Here is a 14766-nt window from a genome sequence, read left to right on the forward strand (position 1 = left end):
ACCGCGATTTCTACAATCGTCGCCCCGGCGGAGGCCGGGGCCGCTGCCGTTTGCCATCCCCATCCCGAAGCAGCCTTTACGAGCGATCGCCGACGCGCGCGTGCCGCGCTGGATTGCGGCGCCCCTTCGGGGCTCGCAATGACGATGTCGGGCTCGGTGGGGATCAACAGGTGGATATGACCGCAAAAGCCGCCCCCTGCCCTGCGGCTGGGGGCGGCGCGATAGGTTAGCGGCGATACACGGGCCGGCGATTATTGTCCTGCCGCTCGTACCGCACTTTCGCCTGCAATGCGGCATAGCGGCGGTCGAGATCGCGTGCTTCGGCTCGGCTGATGCCATGGCCGCTGCGGCGATAGCGATATTCGAGCTTAGCGATCCGGCTATATTCGGCCCGCAGCGCGCGCGCCTCGCGATGGCTCAGCGCACCGCGCTGGGCGCTGCGATCGATCTGGCGCTCGATGCCCGCACGATAGGGCGCGGCGGAGGCAGCGGCGGGCAGCATGGCGGTTGCAATGCCCAGCCCGGCGATGATCAGGGTGAATTTCTTCATGGCGGCTACTCCTTCAACCCGCCGGAACGCTCCGGCATGAAGGTGAAGATGGGCGGCACCTGTATCGCCGATATCTCCACAGCCGCCCGAAAGTGTCACCGATTGTAACGAAGCGGGAAAGTCCGTTCAGGAACGACACCCCGCCTCCGGATCAGCCGCCGCCCGGCCCCTTGCTTTCCATCGGTGCGCGGCTCGGCACCTGCTGGCCGTCGGGCCGCGGCCCCTGTGTCCAGTCGATCCGGTACAGATCGAACCGGCGGTCGGTCAGGTTGCGCACCGTTCCTTCCGCACGTGCCCAGGTAAGGTCGGCGAGGTTCACGTCCGCGATCGTCAGCGCCTCGATATTCTCGCTCGCCTCCGCCGCGATGCCGTCGCGGGCAAAGGGGAAATCGCACGGCGTGATGATCGCGCTCTGGGCATATTGAATGTCCATATTGTCGACGCCGGGCAGATTGCCGACATTGCCGCTCATCACCACGAAGCACTGATTTTCGATCGCGCGGGCCTGTGCGCAATAGCGCACGCGCATATAGCCCTGACGATTATCGGTGCAGAACGGCACGAAGATGATTCGCGCGCCTTCATCGACCAGCCGCCGGGCAAGCTCGGGAAATTCGCTGTCGTAACAGATCAGCACGCCGACCGGGCCGATATCGGTCTGGATCACATCGACGCTGTCGCCGCCCTTGATCTTCCACCAATAGGCTTCGTTGGGGGTGGGGTGCAGCTTTTCCTGCGCATGCACCGATCCGTCGCGAAGGCACACATAAGCGACATTCTGAATGTCGCCGTCATCGGTGCGCGTCGGATGCGAACCGCCGACGATGTTGATGTTATAGCGCAGCGCCATGTCGCTCAGTGCATCGACAAGCGGCTGGCGATGGTCGGTCAGCCGGTCGATCGCCTCCATCGGCGATAATTTCTTTCGCTCGAACGAGAGCAGCGAGAGCGAGCAAAGCTCCGGGAAGCAAATGAAATCGCATTCATAGCTCGCCGCGACATCGACGAAATATTCGACATTGCGGATGAATTCGTCGAAATCCTTAACCGCACGCGCCTGCAGCTGGCAGGTGGCGAGCCGGACGCTTTCGATATCGCGCGGTACGCGATGCGTCGGCGGCTCATCGGGATCGACATAGGGGTTGCGCCAGACCATGTGCGCCGCCATCGCCATCGACGCTTTGTCTTCAGGCAGATAATTTTCGAGCACGCCGATCGGTTCGAAGCCGTTGGAAAGCTGGAACCCTATGACGGGATCCTTGATCTTCCCCTCGCGCACCTTTTCGACATAGTCGACCGGTCCGTCGACTTTGTTCCGGTTGCGGCGATAGTTCGGCATCCGCCCGGCAAAGACGATGCCTTTCAACTCCAGCCGTTCGCAGAGCGCGCGGCGCGCTTCATACAGGCGCTTGCCGATGCGCAGACCGCGCTGCTTCGAATCCACCGCCATTTCATAGCCGTAGAGCCAGTCGCCGGTGGGATCATGGCGACTGCCGAACCCGTTGCCGGTGATGCTTTCCCAGTCATGGGGGGCAAGCGCGACATGCTCATCGATCCGGCTGGCAGCGCAATAGCCGACGACTTCGCCTTCATAGAGCGCGACGAACTGCCCGGCGGGGAAATTGTTGATCTGTCCCCGGATCATACCGGGGGTATAGTTTTCGACGCCCGGATATGCGGCATAGACCCTGCCGATCAGCGACAGGATGCCGGGAATATCCCCGGTGGTGGCGTTGCGGACTTCCAGTTTCGCCGGCGAGCGTGTCGACATTCAATTCCCTCTTGTTCGTTGCCTATGCGAACCAATCGGGTGCGAGGGTGGTTCCGGAGATGGTGGAGACTTATACGATGCTGCCGCTCCCGGAGCGGATCGTCGTCATCGCGAGGAGCGCAGCGACGAAGCGATCCAGAGCGATGGCGCGTGTCGCTTCTGGATTGCCGCGCCCCTTCGGGGCTCGCAATGACGTTGGTGCAACAGGCTCGGTCGCCGCAAAGCGCCTCGCGCTTATAGCAGCGAGGGTTCGAGCAGCCGTTTTGCCTGTGCGCGCGCTTCGTCGGTGATTTCGGCACCCGAAAGCATCCGGGCGATTTCCTCGCGCCGTTCCTTCGAGTCGAGCGGGGTGACACCGGTGCGCGTCACCGTGCCGTCATTCGATTTGGCGATCAGCATATGGCGATTGCCGCGCGCCGCGACCTGCGGGCTGTGCGTGACGACCAGCACCTGCGCGCTCTGGGCGAGCCGCGACAGACGCTCGCCGATCGCGCTTGCCACCGCGCCGCCGACCCCGCGATCGATTTCGTCGAAAATCAGCGTCTGCGCCCCGCCCTTTTCGGCCAGCGCGACCTTCAGCGCGAGGATGAAGCGCGACAATTCGCCGCCGCTGGCGATTTTCGCGAGCGGGCCGAAGGGCGATCCCGGATTGGTCGCGATCTCGAACTCCACCCGGTCGCTGCCGGTCGCCGACCATTGCGCCTCGGCAAGCGGCTCCACCGTGGTCCGGAATTTCGCGGCATCGAGCTTCAGCGGCTTCAATTCGCTCGCCACCGCCGCATCAAGCCGGGTCGCCGCGTCGATCCGCGCCCGGTGCAGCGAATCGGCCGCCTTGCGATAGGCGGCCTGCGCTTCGGCTGCGGCCTTTTCCAGTGCCTCAAGCTCCGCCCCGCCGCTTTCCAGCCGGGCGAGCCGTGCCGACAGCTGCTCGGCGAGCGCGGCGAGCTCATCGGGCTGCACGCGATGTTTGCGCGCAAGGCCGCGCAGTTCGAACAGCCGCGCCTCATCGGCTTCCAGCTGGACGGGATCGAAAGCGAGCGCTTCGGCCGCTGCATCGACCTTTTCCTGTGCGGCAGCGCCCTCGATGATCGCGCGGTCGATCGCGGCGAGCGCTTCGCCCAGCGCCTCGTGATCCTCCGCCACGCGCTCCAGAATCCGCGCTGCCTGACGCAGCCGGGCGAGCCCGCCGTCCGATCCTTCGAGCAGATCGGCGATGCCTTGCAGGTCAGCGGCGATCTTCTCGCCGCGCTGCATTCCGGCGCGGCGTTCGGCGAGTTCCTCTTCCTCCCCGCCGCGCGGCGCGAATGCGGTCAGTTCGGCAACGGCATGTTCCAGCCATTCGCGATCGCGTTCGGCAGCGTCATGCGATTCGCGCGCCTCCTCCAGCGCAGCCATCGCGTCGCGCCAGCGGCGATGCGCAGCGGCCACGCCCGCGACATCGAGCTTGCCGTAAATATCGAGCAGCTGGCGGTGGCCGCGTGCATTGAGCAGCCCGCGATCGTCGTGCTGGCCATGAATTTCGACGAGATGGCGCGATAATTCGCGCAGCAGCCCGGCAGAGGCCGGCTGATCGTTGACGAAGGCGCGGCTGCCGCCATCGGCCTTGACCAGCCGCCGGATCATCAGCGGTTCGCCCGGTTCGCGCGCTATGCCGTTTTCGTCGAGCAGCGCTGCGATCGCACTGCCGTCGTCCGGTGTCAGAAAGCTCGCCGTCACCACCGCCTGATCGGCACCGCTGCGCACCAGCGAAGTTTCGCCTCGCCCGCCCAGCGCAAGGCCGAGCGCGTCGAGCAGGATCGATTTGCCGGCCCCGGTTTCGCCGGTCAGCACGCCGAGACCGGGAGCGAAATCGAGGTCGAGCGCCTCGATCAGCACGACATCGCGGATCGAAAGCCCGGTCAGCATAGGATGCGGCCCGTCACCGCGCGCCTGCTCAGGCCCCGGCGGCGGCCACCGCCGGCGCCTTATCCTCCATGAGCGTATAAGCGCGCTCATACCATTTGCTGCCCGGATAATTGGCGCCGAGCACGGCTGCGGTCTTTTTCGCTTCTTCGGGCAGGCCCATCGCCAGATAGGTTTCGGTAAGCCGCATCAGCGCTTCGGGCACATGAGTCGTGGTCTGATATTTATCGATGACCAGCTGGAACCGCTCGGTCGCGGCGAGCCAGTTGCCGCGCTGTTCATAGAAACGGCCGACTTCCATTTCCTTGCCCGCGAGATGATCCTCGACCAGATCGAGTTTCAGCCGGGCATCGGCGGCATAGCGCGTCTGCGGATAACGACGGGCGAGTTCGCCCAGTGCCGCCTTTGCCTGTTCGGTGATCTTCTGATCGCGATCGACATCGGCGATCTGCTCATAATAGCTCAGACCCACCAGATAATAGGCATAAGGCGCGCTGGGGCTGCCCGGATGTTCGGCGATGAAGCGCTGTGCCGACTGAATCGACTGGGTATAATCGCGGTTCATATAATAGCTGAACGCGCCCATCAGCTGCGCCCGGCGCGCCCAGACCGAAAAGGGATGCTGACGCTCCACCTCGTCGAACAGCTTCGCGGCGATTTCATACTGGCCGCGATCGAGCTTGTCCTTCGCCGCCGAATAGAGCGTGCCGACATCGCGCGCGACATAAGGCAGATCCTTGCTCGCCTTTGTCGAGGCGCAGCCGGCGGTGACCATCAGGCCGGCCAGAGACAGGCCGGTGACGAAAGAGCGGTACAGAGTCATACGCATGATGCGTCCTTAGCCGAGCAGCGCAGGGACGAACAACGCTTTTCGTACCGGGTCGAAAATATCCGCCCTGATGCGGTCAGAAGATACCGCCGCCCAGCACCAGCCGGATCGCCGAAACGACCAGCACGAAGATGTTGAGATTGCGCCCCGCCGTCCCCGCCGACATCGCGCCGATCGCAGCGCCCACCACCGCCATCGGAATCACCAGCCAGTTGAGCCAGCCGAGCAACGGGATAAGTGCGACCAGCGCGAGAACGAGCGTCATCAGCCCGGAGAGCACGGAAATAAGGTTCAGCATGGCGATAAAGTGGGGTCGCGGGCGTGTGTTGTCAACATAATACAGCGGCGCGTTCGGAGCGCGGATTACGTTCAGCGCTTTTCCTTATGCACGTTAAGCGCTAACGGCGGGGAATGCCGCATCTACTTCTTGTCATGCTGGGCGGTGCCATCGGCGCTGCCGGGCGTCATCTTCTGGGCCGCGCCGCCCTTGCCCTGATGGGGCCGGGTTTTCCCTGGGGCACCATGGCCGCCAATATATTGGGCGGGCTGCTGATGGGTCTGCTGGTCGGAACGCTGTCGCGAATCTCTGCGCCGGGCGAGGGACTGCGCCTGTTTCTGGCGGTCGGCGTGCTGGGCGGGTTCACCACCTTTTCCTCCTTCTCGCTCGACACCGTCAATATGATCGAGCGCGGCCAGATGCTGCCCGCGCTTGTTTATGTGCTGGTGTCGGTGACCGTTTCCATCGCCGCCGTTGCAGGCGGCATGGCGATCGTTCGGAGCGTCGCATGAGCGGCGTCGCATCCGATGAAGTGCGCCAGTTCACCGTTTCGGCGGAGGACGACGGCATCCGGCTCGACCGCTGGTTCAAACGGCATGTGCCTGACGCGAGCTTCAACATCGTGTCGCGCTGGTCGCGCACCGGGCAGTTGCGACTCGACGGCGCGCGGGCAAAACCGGGCGACCATGTGCAGGCGGGCCAGATCATCCGCGTGCCCCCCGCCGAAGCGCCCAGCGCTCCGCGCCCGCAGCGCCAGCGCAAAGCCCTGACGGCGGAACAGGAGGAGTTCGCCCGCTCGCTGGTCATTCACAAGGATGATTCGGCGCTGGTACTCAACAAGCCGCCGGGGCTTGCGACGCAGGGCGGCACCAAGACGACCGAGCATGTCGACGGGCTGCTCGATGCGCTCAGTTTCGAGCGCGAGGACCGGCCGAAGCTGGTCCACCGGCTCGACAAGGATACGTCCGGCGCGCTGCTGGTGGCACGCACGCCGCGCGCGGCGGGGCTGTTTTCGAAGAATTTCGCCGGGCGCACGGCCAAAAAGGTCTATTGGGCGCTGGTCGTCGGTGTTCCCGAAATTTCGGACGGGCTGATCGAACTGCCGCTCGCCAAGCAACCCGGCACCGGCGGCGAGAAAATGCATGTCGATGAGGAAAATGGCCAGCCCGCAAAGTCGCGCTATCGCGTGATCGAGCGTGCGGGCAATCGCGCTGCCTTTGTCGAGCTGCAACCAATGACCGGGCGCACGCACCAGCTGCGCGTGCATCTGTCCGCGATCGGCCATCCGATCGTCGGCGACGGCAAATATGGCGGGCCGGAAGCGTTTCTGACCGGCGGGGTCAGCCGTAAGATGCACCTGCATGCCCGCCGCATCCGCGTCGATCATCCGGGCGGCGGCAAGCTCGACGTGACTGCCGAATTGCCGCAGCATTTCGCCGAATCGATGGAGATGCTGGGCTTCGACCCAGCAAAGGGCGACGCGCTGCCGATCAGCGATGCCCCCCCGCCGCCCACCCGCGAGGAAAAGAAGATCAAGGCACGCCGCCATGCCAAGACGATCCGCAAGGAGCGCCGCGGCGAACGGCGCAAACGGGGCGGCAATTGACCAACCGGCTTGCGATTTTCGATTGCGACGGGACGCTGGCCGATAGTCAGGCCAATATCTGCCTTGCGATGGAGGAAGCGTTCAGCGGCGCGAAGCTTACCCCGCCCGAACGCTCGCTGATCCGGCGGATCGTCGGGCTGAATCTGGTCGAGGCCATGGCGCAGCTTCTGCCCGACGCGGATATGGCGATGCACCGGGTGCTGGCCGAATCGTACAAGGATTGTTTTCGCCGGATGCGCGTCGACGGCACGCTGCTCGCCGAACCGCTGTTCGACGGAATTGCAGAGACGCTGGGCGCGCTGGAGGATGCGGGCTGGGTGCTGGGCGTCGCGACCGGCAAGTCGGATCGCGGGCTGCACCTGCTGCTCGACCATCACGGCGTACGGCATCGCTTCGTGACGTTGCAGACCGCCGACCGGCATCCGTCCAAGCCGCACCCGTCGATGATCGAAGCGGCGATCGCCGAGGCGGGTGCCTCGCCCGAAACCAGCGTCATGATCGGCGATACCAGTTTCGACATGGCGATGGGTGTCGCGGCGGGGGTGCATCCGATCGGCGTCGGCTGGGGCTATCATCCGCCAGAAGAACTGGTGGCCGCGGGCGCACGCACGGTGGCGAATGACACGCAGGCGATGCAGCACTATCTGGAGGCATTATGAGCGATCCCGATTCCCGCGCGCGCAACCGCTATCTCGCGATGACCGGGGTTCGGATCGCCGGAGCGGCGGGTGCGGTCTTCGGGCTGGTGGTGCTGGCGCGCGGTCAGGATCTTACGACGCGCATTCTCGGCGCGGCGATCGTGCTGTCGGCGCTGTTCATGATTGCAACGGTACCGCGCGCAATGGCGCGGCAATGGCGGACCCCGCCCGAATCGTGAAACGGTTCTGGAAAAGCGTGGAGGTCGTTGCCGAGGGCGAGCGCCATGGCATCGCGCTTGACGGGCGTCCGGTACGCACGCCCGGCCGCGTGCCGCTCGCGCTGCCGGGGCGAGCGCTGGCCGAGGGCATCGCTGAGGAATGGCGCGCGGTGGGCGAGACGATCGATCCTGCCGCCATGCCGCTCACCGGACTTGCCAATGCAGCGATCGATCGGGTGGGCGCGGACGCCGCCGGTTTTGCCGCGACGCTGGCGGCCTATGGCGAGAGCGACCTGCTTTGCTATCGCGCCGACCATCCCGATGAACTGATCGCGCGGCAGGAAGCGGCATGGGAGCCGCATCTCAACTGGGCCGAGTCGCGCTATGATGTGCGCTTCGCGCGAACCTCGGGGGTGATGCATGTCGCGCAGCCGGCCGAAACGCTGGCGCGCCTTTCCGACAGCGTGGGCAGCCGGTCAGCTTTCGAGCTGGCGGCGCTCTATCCGCTGGTGACGATTACCGGATCGCTGGTGCTCGCGCTGGCGCTCGTTGAGAGAGCGACCGATGCCGATCGGGCATGGGCGGCAGCCAATCTCGACGAGGACTGGCAGGCCGAACAATGGGGTGAGGACGATCTCGCCGCGAAGGCGCGCGCGCACAAGCGCAAGAGCTATGACGCGGCGATCCGGTTTCTGGAATTGCTGCGGGGTTAGATGAAGCTCTGGATTCCCGCTTTCACGGGAACAGGGCTCCGGACGCGTCGCACTATTTCATCAATCCGCGCACAAAGCCGATCAGCCCGGTCTGGCGCGAGCGCTTCAGGCGCTCGGCGGCGAGAATCGTGCGCACCGATTCGAAACATTCCTCGACATCGTCATTGACCAGCACATAGTCATAGCTGTCCCAGTGACTTACCTCGCGCTCGGCGCGCGCCATACGGCGGTCGATGATATCCTGACTGTCGGTCGCGCGGCGTTCGAGCCGGTCGCGCAATTCCTCCATCGACGGCGGCAGGATGAAGACGCGAACGACATCGCCGCCCGCAATCTGGAACAGCTGCTGCGCGCCCTGCCAGTCGATATCGAACAATACGTCCTGACCCGATTCGAGCATGTCATAGACGGGCTTTTTGGGCGTACCGTAGCGGTGATCGAAGACATGCGCCCATTCGAGAAATTCATGGTCGCTGACCATCTGGCGGAATTTGTCGAGATGGACGAAATGATAGTCCTTCCCGTCCGTCTCGCCCGGCCGGATCGGGCGAGTCGTGGCCGATACGGACATGCCGAGCTTCGGCTCCGCCGCCAGCAATTTGCGCGCAATCGTAGATTTGCCCGCGCCCGAAGGCGAGGACAGGACGAACAATACGCCGCGTCGTTTGAAACCATGCGGATCGGGGTCGCGCTCAAAAGCCATGGCCGCTAGTGGCGGAGCGAGCGCCCCTCCGTCAAGCGGTCACGCGTCGGCTTCGTCTCCGCCGAACAATTGATCGACGCCTTCTGAAATTCCGCGAAGCACCATCCAGCCGACTGCATAGGTGACAGCAACCGGTACCGCGACCTTCAGGACATTGGCAGTGATCGCACCGATGATCGCGCCGTCCGCTGCGCTGTCCTCACCGCTCATCGAATCGATTGCGCCGCCGATCAATGCGCCGATGGTGGTTGCACCCATGCTCGTTTCTCCGAAAATCGCCCGGAACGGGCTTTGGGAGGGTAACCCGCGATGGCGGTTGCGGGTTCCGCGAAGAGGCGTGGCGAAGGCAGAAGACCGGTCCTTCGACAAGCTCAGGACAAACGTAGTGAGGGGGGAGCGACCCGCGACCCGTTCGCGCTGCGCCTGTCGAAGCGTCGCTCTTTTTCTTCGTCCCGAAGCGGTTACCGACCGACCATTGTTTCAGGGCGAACCACCCGGTCGAACGTATCCGAATCGACCAGCCCCAGATCAAGCCCGGCCTCTTTCAGCGTCATGTCATGCTGATGCGCGTGCTTGGCGATCTTTGCCGCATTGTCATAGCCGATTTCGGGAGCGAGCGCGGTGACCAGCATCAGCGAACGGTCGCGCAGCTCGGCAATTCGCTTCTCATTCGCCTCCATCCCCTCGACACAGCGTTCGGCGAAGCTGTCCATCGCGACGCTCAGCAGGTCGATCGAGCGCAGCACCGCCGCCCCGATCATCGGTTTGAACACATTCAGCTCCAGATGCCCCTGCAGCCCGCCGACGGTCACTGCCTGATGATTGCCGATCACCTGCGCCGCAACCATGGTCAGCATCTCGCACTGGGTCGGGTTGACCTTACCCGGCATGATCGAACTGCCCGGTTCATTGGCGGGAAGGTCAAGCTCGCCCAGACCGCAGCGCGGCCCCGATCCCAGCAGGCGAATGTCATTGCCGATCTTCGACAGCGCGACGGCAAGGCTGTTCAGCCGCCCGGAAAAATCGACCAGCGTGTCGTTCGATGCCAGCGCCTCGAACTTGTTCGGCGCGCTTTCGAAGGCGAAGCCGGTAATATCGCTTACCTCTTTCGCGAACGCCTCGCCAAAGCCGTCCGGTGCATTCAGCCCGGTGCCGACCGCAGTGCCGCCCTGCGCCAGCCGGACAAGCGCATGCGCGACGAACGGATCGATCCGCAGCTTTGCGAGATGCAGTTGCTCCGTATAGCCCGAAAATTCCTGCCCCAGCGTCAGCGGGGTCGCGTCCTGAAGATGGGTGCGCCCGATCTTGACGATATGGTCCCAGTCGCGCGCCTTTTGCTCCAGCGCATCTTTCAGCCGGTCGAGCGCGGGGAAGAGCTTGTCGCGCGCGGCAAGCACCGCGGCGATGTGCAGCGCGGTCGGAAAGGTGTCGTTCGAGCTTTGCGATTTGTTGACATGATCGTTGGGATGTACCGGCGATTTGCCGCCGCGCTTGCCCGTAAGCGCCTCGTTCGCGCGGCCGGCGATCACTTCATTGGCGTTCATGTTCGACTGGGTGCCCGACCCGGTTTGCCAGATGACCAGCGGAAACTGATCGTCGAGCGCACCGCTCGCCACCTCTCCGGCTGCCTTTTCGATCGCGTCGGCAAGGTCGCCGTCAAGGCCATGGCTGCGATTCACTCGCGCCGCCGCCTGCTTGACGACCCCGAGCGCGTGGACGATTTCCACCGGCATCCGCTCGCGCGCGCCGAACGGGAAATTCTCGATGCTGCGCTGGGTCTGCGCACCCCAATAAGCGTCTGCGGGAACCTCGATCTCGCCGATCGAATCGCTTTCGGTACGGGTGTTCGTCATGCGCTGCCTCTCCTTCCCGGCTTCAATCCCCGGGAAGTCGGGATGTTTCACCGGCAGCGCAAGAGGTGCAGGAAAGAAGGATCGGGCACGCGCCCGATCCCGCTTTTATTTCTTCCGCTTGAAATCCACCGCAACGACGTTCGACCCGTCCTCGGCACCCGGCAGCGACTTGTCGCCATCATTTTCGCCGTGATCGGTGGGTTCGGGCGTTTCGGGACCTTCCGTGGCCTGAAAGCGCAGTTCGAAATTCACCGCAGGGTCGTGGAAACCGGTGATCGCGGAGAAGGGTATCACCAGCATCGACGGAATCTGATTGAAGCTCAGTCCAACCGAAAACCGTTCCGAATCGACCGTCAGATCCCAGTACCGATGCTGCATCACGATCGTCATTTCGTCGGGAAAGCGTTCGATCAGCCGGTCGGGAATATCGACGCCCGGCGCCTGTGTCTTGAACGTGATATAGAAATGGTGCTGGCCGGGAAGCGCCCCGCTTTCCTGCACCTGCCCCAAAACCCGGCCCACAACGGCGCGCAGGGCCTCCTGCACGATATCGTCATAGGGAATCAAACTATCTGGCACGCTTTCGGTCATGAATGCGGTGACTAACCTCCTTTGGGCCATGGTCAAGATTGCATGACGCGTTCGCTACGCTATGTGGACGTTCATGCGCACCGCAAGCATCACGCGAAAGACCGCCGAAACGGCGATCGAAGTCACCGTCAATCTGGACGGTACGGGAAATTATTCGGTTTCGACCGGAATCGGCTTTCTCGATCATATGCTCGAACAATTATCGCGGCATTCGCTGATCGACCTTGCCTGCACGGTCGATGGCGACCTGCATATCGACCAGCATCATACGGTCGAGGATTGCGGCATCGCGATCGGTGAAGCCGTGGCGAAGGCGCTGGGCGACAAGCGTGGCATCCGCCGCTATGGCGACGCCCTGTCCCCCATGGACGAAACGCTGACCCGCGTTGCCCTCGACATTTCGGGGCGGCCCTGGCTGGTGTTCAACACGCGCTTCACCCAGGTGAAGCTGGGCGAGATGGACACCGAATTGTTCGAACACTGGTTCCACAGCTTCGCGCAGAATGCAGGGATCACCCTGCACATCGAAACGCTGTACGGTGCCAACAATCACCATATCGCCGAAAGCGTGTTCAAGGGATTGGCCCGCGCGCTGCGCATCGCGACCGAGATCGACCCGCGCAAGGCAGATGCAATTCCGTCGACCAAGGGGACATTGGGTGGCTGATTCCTATCGTTCGTCGGGCGCGCTGTCGCTGATCCTGCTGACCTATGTCCGTCCGCTGGAAGACGTGGATGCGCAGATGAAGGCGCATGTCGAATTTCTTGAGCGCAACATGGCCGAGGGTGCGTTTCTCATCGCCGGACGGCGCGATCCGCGTACCGGCGGCGTAATCGTGGCGCGTGGCGATGCCAAAACGGTTGAGGCGCTGGCCGGGCAGGACCCGTTCGTCACCAGCGGCGTTGCCGAATTCGAAGTGGTCGCTTTCAATATGAGCTTTGCCCAGCCGGAAATTGCGGGCCTGCTGGCGTGACCATAGCGCTGATCGATTATGGCGCGGGCAATCTTCATTCGGTGCACAATGCGCTAAAAGCCGCCGGTGCGCGCGATATCGCGGTCACCGACGATCCCGAAACGGTGCGCGGTGCGGATCGGGTAGTGCTGCCCGGCGTCGGCGCTTTCGGTGCCTGTGCGAAGGGACTTCGCGCGGTGCCCGGCATGGTAGCGGCGATGGAGGAACGCGTACTTGAAGGCGGCGCGCCCTTCCTTGGCGTGTGCGTCGGCATGCAGTTGATGGCCGAAACGGGCGAGGAATTCGGCGAACATGCCGGGCTTGGCTGGATTGCGGGCACGGTCGCGGCGATCCCCCCTGCCCCCGGTCTGCGCGTGCCGCATATGGGCTGGAACGATGTCATCCCGTCCCGGCCCCATCCGCTGATCGAAGCGGGGGAAGCGTATTTCCTGCATAGCTTCGCCTTTTCGGGCGCGCATGTCATCGCGATCAGCGACCATGGCGGCCCGGTAACCGCCGCGATCGGCCGCGACAATATGGTCGGCGTGCAGTTTCACCCCGAAAAGAGCCAGCGCTACGGCATCGCATTGCTCGAAAGGTTTCTCGAATGGCGTCCCTGACCATCTTTCCCGCAATCGACCTGAAAGGCGGGTCGGTCGTCCGGCTGGCCGAGGGCGATATGGATCGCGCCACCATCTATGGCGACGATCCGGCGGCGCAGGCAAAGCAGTTCGCGCAGGCGGGCGCCGATCACCTGCATGTCGTCGATCTCGACGGTGCCTTTGCCGGTGAATCGGTGAATGGCGGCGCGGTGGCCGGAATCGTAAAAGCGTTCCCCGGAAAAGTGCAGCTTGGCGGCGGCATCCGCAACCGCGCGGCGGTCGAGCACTGGCTCGATCTGGGCGTGGACCGGGTGGTGATAGGCACGGCGGCGCTCGAAAATCCCGACCTTGTGAAAGAAGCGGCATCGGCCTTTCCGGGCCGGGTGGTCGTTGCGGTCGATGCGAAGGGCGGCATGGTCGCTACGCGCGGCTGGGCGGACGTTTCGACCGTATCGGTGGCAGAGCTTGCCCGGCGGTTCGAGGATGCGGGCGTCGCTGCGCTGCTCTTCACCGATGTCGGGCGCGACGGGCTGCTCAAAGGCTGCAACGTCGAAGCGACCGTCGAACTGGCGCGTGCCGTGTCGATTCCCGTGATCGCAAGCGGCGGCGTCGCCGGAATCGGCGATATCGAGGCTCTGACCGCGCATGTCGATGACGGCGTCGAGGGCGTTATTACCGGCCGAGCGCTCTATGACGGCCGGCTCGATCTGGCCGAGGCGATCCGGGTCGCGGCGGCGTGACCGTCCGGGCGCGCGTCATCCCCTGTCTCGACGTGGCGAACGGCCGGGTCGTGAAGGGCGTCAATTTCGTCGATCTGAAAGATGCGGGCGATCCGGTCGAACAGGCGCGTGCCTATGATGCGGCGGGCGCGGACGAGCTTTGTTTTCTCGACATTACCGCCAGCCATGAAGATCGCGGCACGATCCTCGATGTTGTGCGACGCACCGCCGAAGTGTGCTTCATGCCGCTTACCGTCGGCGGGGGCGTGCGCAGCGCGGAAGATGCGCGCGCGCTGCTGCTCGCCGGAGCGGACAAGGTCGCAGTCAATTCTGCCGCGGTCGCCCGGCCGGAGGTCGTCGCCGATATCGCCGACAGGTTCGGCAGTCAGTGCATCACCGCCTCGATCGATGCGCGACGGGTGGGCGACCATTGGGAAATCTTCACCCATGGGGGTCGCCGCGAAACCGGAATCGACGCGATCGAACATGCGCTTCGTCTGGCAAAGCTTGGCGCGGGCGAATTTCTGGTGACGTCGATGGACCGCGACGGGACGCGTGACGGCTATGATATCGACCTGATCCGTACCATCGCCGATGCGGTGACGGTGCCGGTGGTGGCATCGGGCGGGGTCGGGTCGCTCGACCATCTCGTCGCCGGGATCAGCGAAGGGCATGCCAGCGCCGTGCTCGCAGCATCGATCTTCCATTTCGGCGAAGCCACGGTGGCGGACGCGCATGCGGCGCTGCGGGCGGCGGGGATCGCGGCGCGCAGCCCGGTCTAAGGACGTCAGATCTGTCGGAATATTTTACAAATTCATCCGGGGCATTGCTGCCGGTCGGG

Annotated in this window: 19 protein-coding genes; 10 read left to right on the top strand and 9 right to left on the bottom strand. The window is 64.1% G+C overall.

The features are described 5' to 3' along the window. Positions 1-226: 226 nt before the first annotated feature. The 5 genes from EV664_RS08670 to EV664_RS08690 form a co-directional block, all read right to left on the bottom strand. Positions 227-550 (bottom strand): hypothetical protein, encoded by a 324-nt coding sequence (locus EV664_RS08670; protein ID WP_133495284.1) that lies wholly within the window; start codon positions 548-550, stop codon positions 227-229. A 151-nt stretch (positions 551-701) separates the two neighbouring features. Beyond that, entirely contained in the window at positions 702-2321 is a 1620-nt protein-coding gene (locus EV664_RS08675; RefSeq protein WP_133495285.1) for a GNAT family N-acetyltransferase, read from the bottom strand. A gap of 234 nt (positions 2322-2555) precedes the next feature. Then, the gene (gene recN / locus EV664_RS08680; protein WP_133495286.1) at positions 2556-4226 is read right to left on the bottom strand and encodes a DNA repair protein RecN; all 1671 of its coding nucleotides are present in this window, start codon (positions 4224-4226) and stop codon (positions 2556-2558) included. Between the two features lie 28 nt (positions 4227-4254). Beyond that, positions 4255-5052, bottom strand: a complete 798-nt coding sequence (locus tag EV664_RS08685) for an outer membrane protein assembly factor BamD (RefSeq protein WP_133495287.1) — start codon at positions 5050-5052, stop codon at positions 4255-4257. A gap of 76 nt (positions 5053-5128) precedes the next feature. Next, positions 5129-5350 carry a hypothetical protein gene (locus EV664_RS08690; RefSeq protein ID WP_133495288.1) on the bottom strand — a complete coding sequence of 74 codons (222 nt, stop codon included), beginning with the start codon at positions 5348-5350 and terminating at the stop codon, positions 5129-5131. Between the two features lie 113 nt (positions 5351-5463). Here EV664_RS08690 and crcB point away from each other — a divergent pair, with 113 nt between their 5' ends. The 5 genes from crcB to EV664_RS08715 are packed head-to-tail and all read left to right on the top strand — an operon-like array spanning position 5464 to position 8504. Beyond that, the gene (gene crcB, locus EV664_RS08695) at positions 5464-5841 is read left to right on the top strand and encodes a fluoride efflux transporter CrcB (protein WP_133495289.1); all 378 of its coding nucleotides are present in this window, start codon (positions 5464-5466) and stop codon (positions 5839-5841) included. Beyond that, a complete protein-coding gene (locus EV664_RS08700; protein ID WP_133495290.1) occupies positions 5838-6935 on the top strand; it encodes an RluA family pseudouridine synthase in 1098 nt (365 codons plus the stop codon). The genes crcB and EV664_RS08700 overlap by 4 nt, the downstream gene beginning before the upstream one ends. Further along, the gene (locus EV664_RS08705; protein WP_133495291.1) at positions 6932-7594 is read left to right on the top strand and encodes an HAD-IA family hydrolase; all 663 of its coding nucleotides are present in this window, start codon (positions 6932-6934) and stop codon (positions 7592-7594) included. The genes EV664_RS08700 and EV664_RS08705 overlap by 4 nt, the downstream gene beginning before the upstream one ends. Next, positions 7591-7812 carry a hypothetical protein gene (locus tag EV664_RS08710; protein WP_133495292.1) on the top strand — a complete coding sequence of 74 codons (222 nt, stop codon included), beginning with the start codon at positions 7591-7593 and terminating at the stop codon, positions 7810-7812. Before EV664_RS08705 ends, EV664_RS08710 begins: the two co-directional genes overlap by 4 nt. Beyond that, positions 7809-8504 (top strand): ATP12 family chaperone protein, encoded by a 696-nt coding sequence (locus EV664_RS08715; RefSeq protein WP_133495365.1) that lies wholly within the window; start codon positions 7809-7811, stop codon positions 8502-8504. Before EV664_RS08710 ends, EV664_RS08715 begins: the two co-directional genes overlap by 4 nt. A gap of 52 nt (positions 8505-8556) precedes the next feature. Here the strand turns inward: EV664_RS08715 and gmk are convergent, their stop codons facing one another. The 4 genes from gmk to EV664_RS08735 all read right to left on the bottom strand — a co-directional run bounded on the left by gmk (position 8557) and on the right by EV664_RS08735 (position 11651). After that, positions 8557-9207: a guanylate kinase gene (gmk, locus tag EV664_RS08720; protein ID WP_133495293.1), complete on the bottom strand. Its 651-nt coding sequence runs from the start codon at positions 9205-9207 to the stop codon at positions 8557-8559. Positions 9208-9246: 39 nt separating this feature from the next. Further along, positions 9247-9465, bottom strand: coding sequence for a hypothetical protein (locus EV664_RS08725; protein WP_133495294.1), 219 nt, complete (start codon positions 9463-9465; stop codon positions 9247-9249). A gap of 203 nt (positions 9466-9668) precedes the next feature. Further along, the gene (gene fumC / locus EV664_RS08730) at positions 9669-11060 is read right to left on the bottom strand and encodes a class II fumarate hydratase (protein WP_133495295.1); all 1392 of its coding nucleotides are present in this window, start codon (positions 11058-11060) and stop codon (positions 9669-9671) included. 105 nt (positions 11061-11165) lie between these two features. Continuing rightward, positions 11166-11651, bottom strand: coding sequence for an SspB family protein (locus EV664_RS08735; protein WP_133495296.1), 486 nt, complete (start codon positions 11649-11651; stop codon positions 11166-11168). A gap of 73 nt (positions 11652-11724) precedes the next feature. On the opposite strand from EV664_RS08735, the gene hisB reads away from it, so the two are divergent. Genes hisB through hisF form a run of 5 tightly spaced genes read left to right on the top strand, consistent with a single transcriptional unit; the run spans position 11725 to position 14707 of the window. Continuing rightward, on the top strand, positions 11725-12318 hold the full coding sequence (gene hisB / locus EV664_RS08740; protein ID WP_133495297.1) for an imidazoleglycerol-phosphate dehydratase HisB: 594 nt from the start codon (positions 11725-11727) through the stop codon (positions 12316-12318). Beyond that, the gene (locus tag EV664_RS08745) at positions 12311-12625 is read left to right on the top strand and encodes a YciI family protein (RefSeq protein WP_133495298.1); all 315 of its coding nucleotides are present in this window, start codon (positions 12311-12313) and stop codon (positions 12623-12625) included. Before hisB ends, EV664_RS08745 begins: the two co-directional genes overlap by 8 nt. Beyond that, a complete protein-coding gene (gene hisH / locus EV664_RS08750; protein ID WP_133495299.1) occupies positions 12622-13224 on the top strand; it encodes an imidazole glycerol phosphate synthase subunit HisH in 603 nt (200 codons plus the stop codon). Before EV664_RS08745 ends, hisH begins: the two co-directional genes overlap by 4 nt. Next, on the top strand, positions 13212-13946 hold the full coding sequence (hisA, locus tag EV664_RS08755; protein WP_133495300.1) for a 1-(5-phosphoribosyl)-5-[(5-phosphoribosylamino)methylideneamino]imidazole-4-carboxamide isomerase: 735 nt from the start codon (positions 13212-13214) through the stop codon (positions 13944-13946). Before hisH ends, hisA begins: the two co-directional genes overlap by 13 nt. After that, positions 13943-14707: an imidazole glycerol phosphate synthase subunit HisF gene (gene hisF / locus EV664_RS08760; RefSeq protein ID WP_133495301.1), complete on the top strand. Its 765-nt coding sequence runs from the start codon at positions 13943-13945 to the stop codon at positions 14705-14707. The genes hisA and hisF overlap by 4 nt, the downstream gene beginning before the upstream one ends. The last annotated feature ends 59 nt before the right edge of the window (positions 14708-14766 follow it).

The organism is Stakelama pacifica (genome assembly GCF_004361835.1).
In the GTDB taxonomy this organism is placed as follows: Bacteria; Pseudomonadota; Alphaproteobacteria; order Sphingomonadales; family Sphingomonadaceae; genus Sphingomonas; species Sphingomonas pacifica.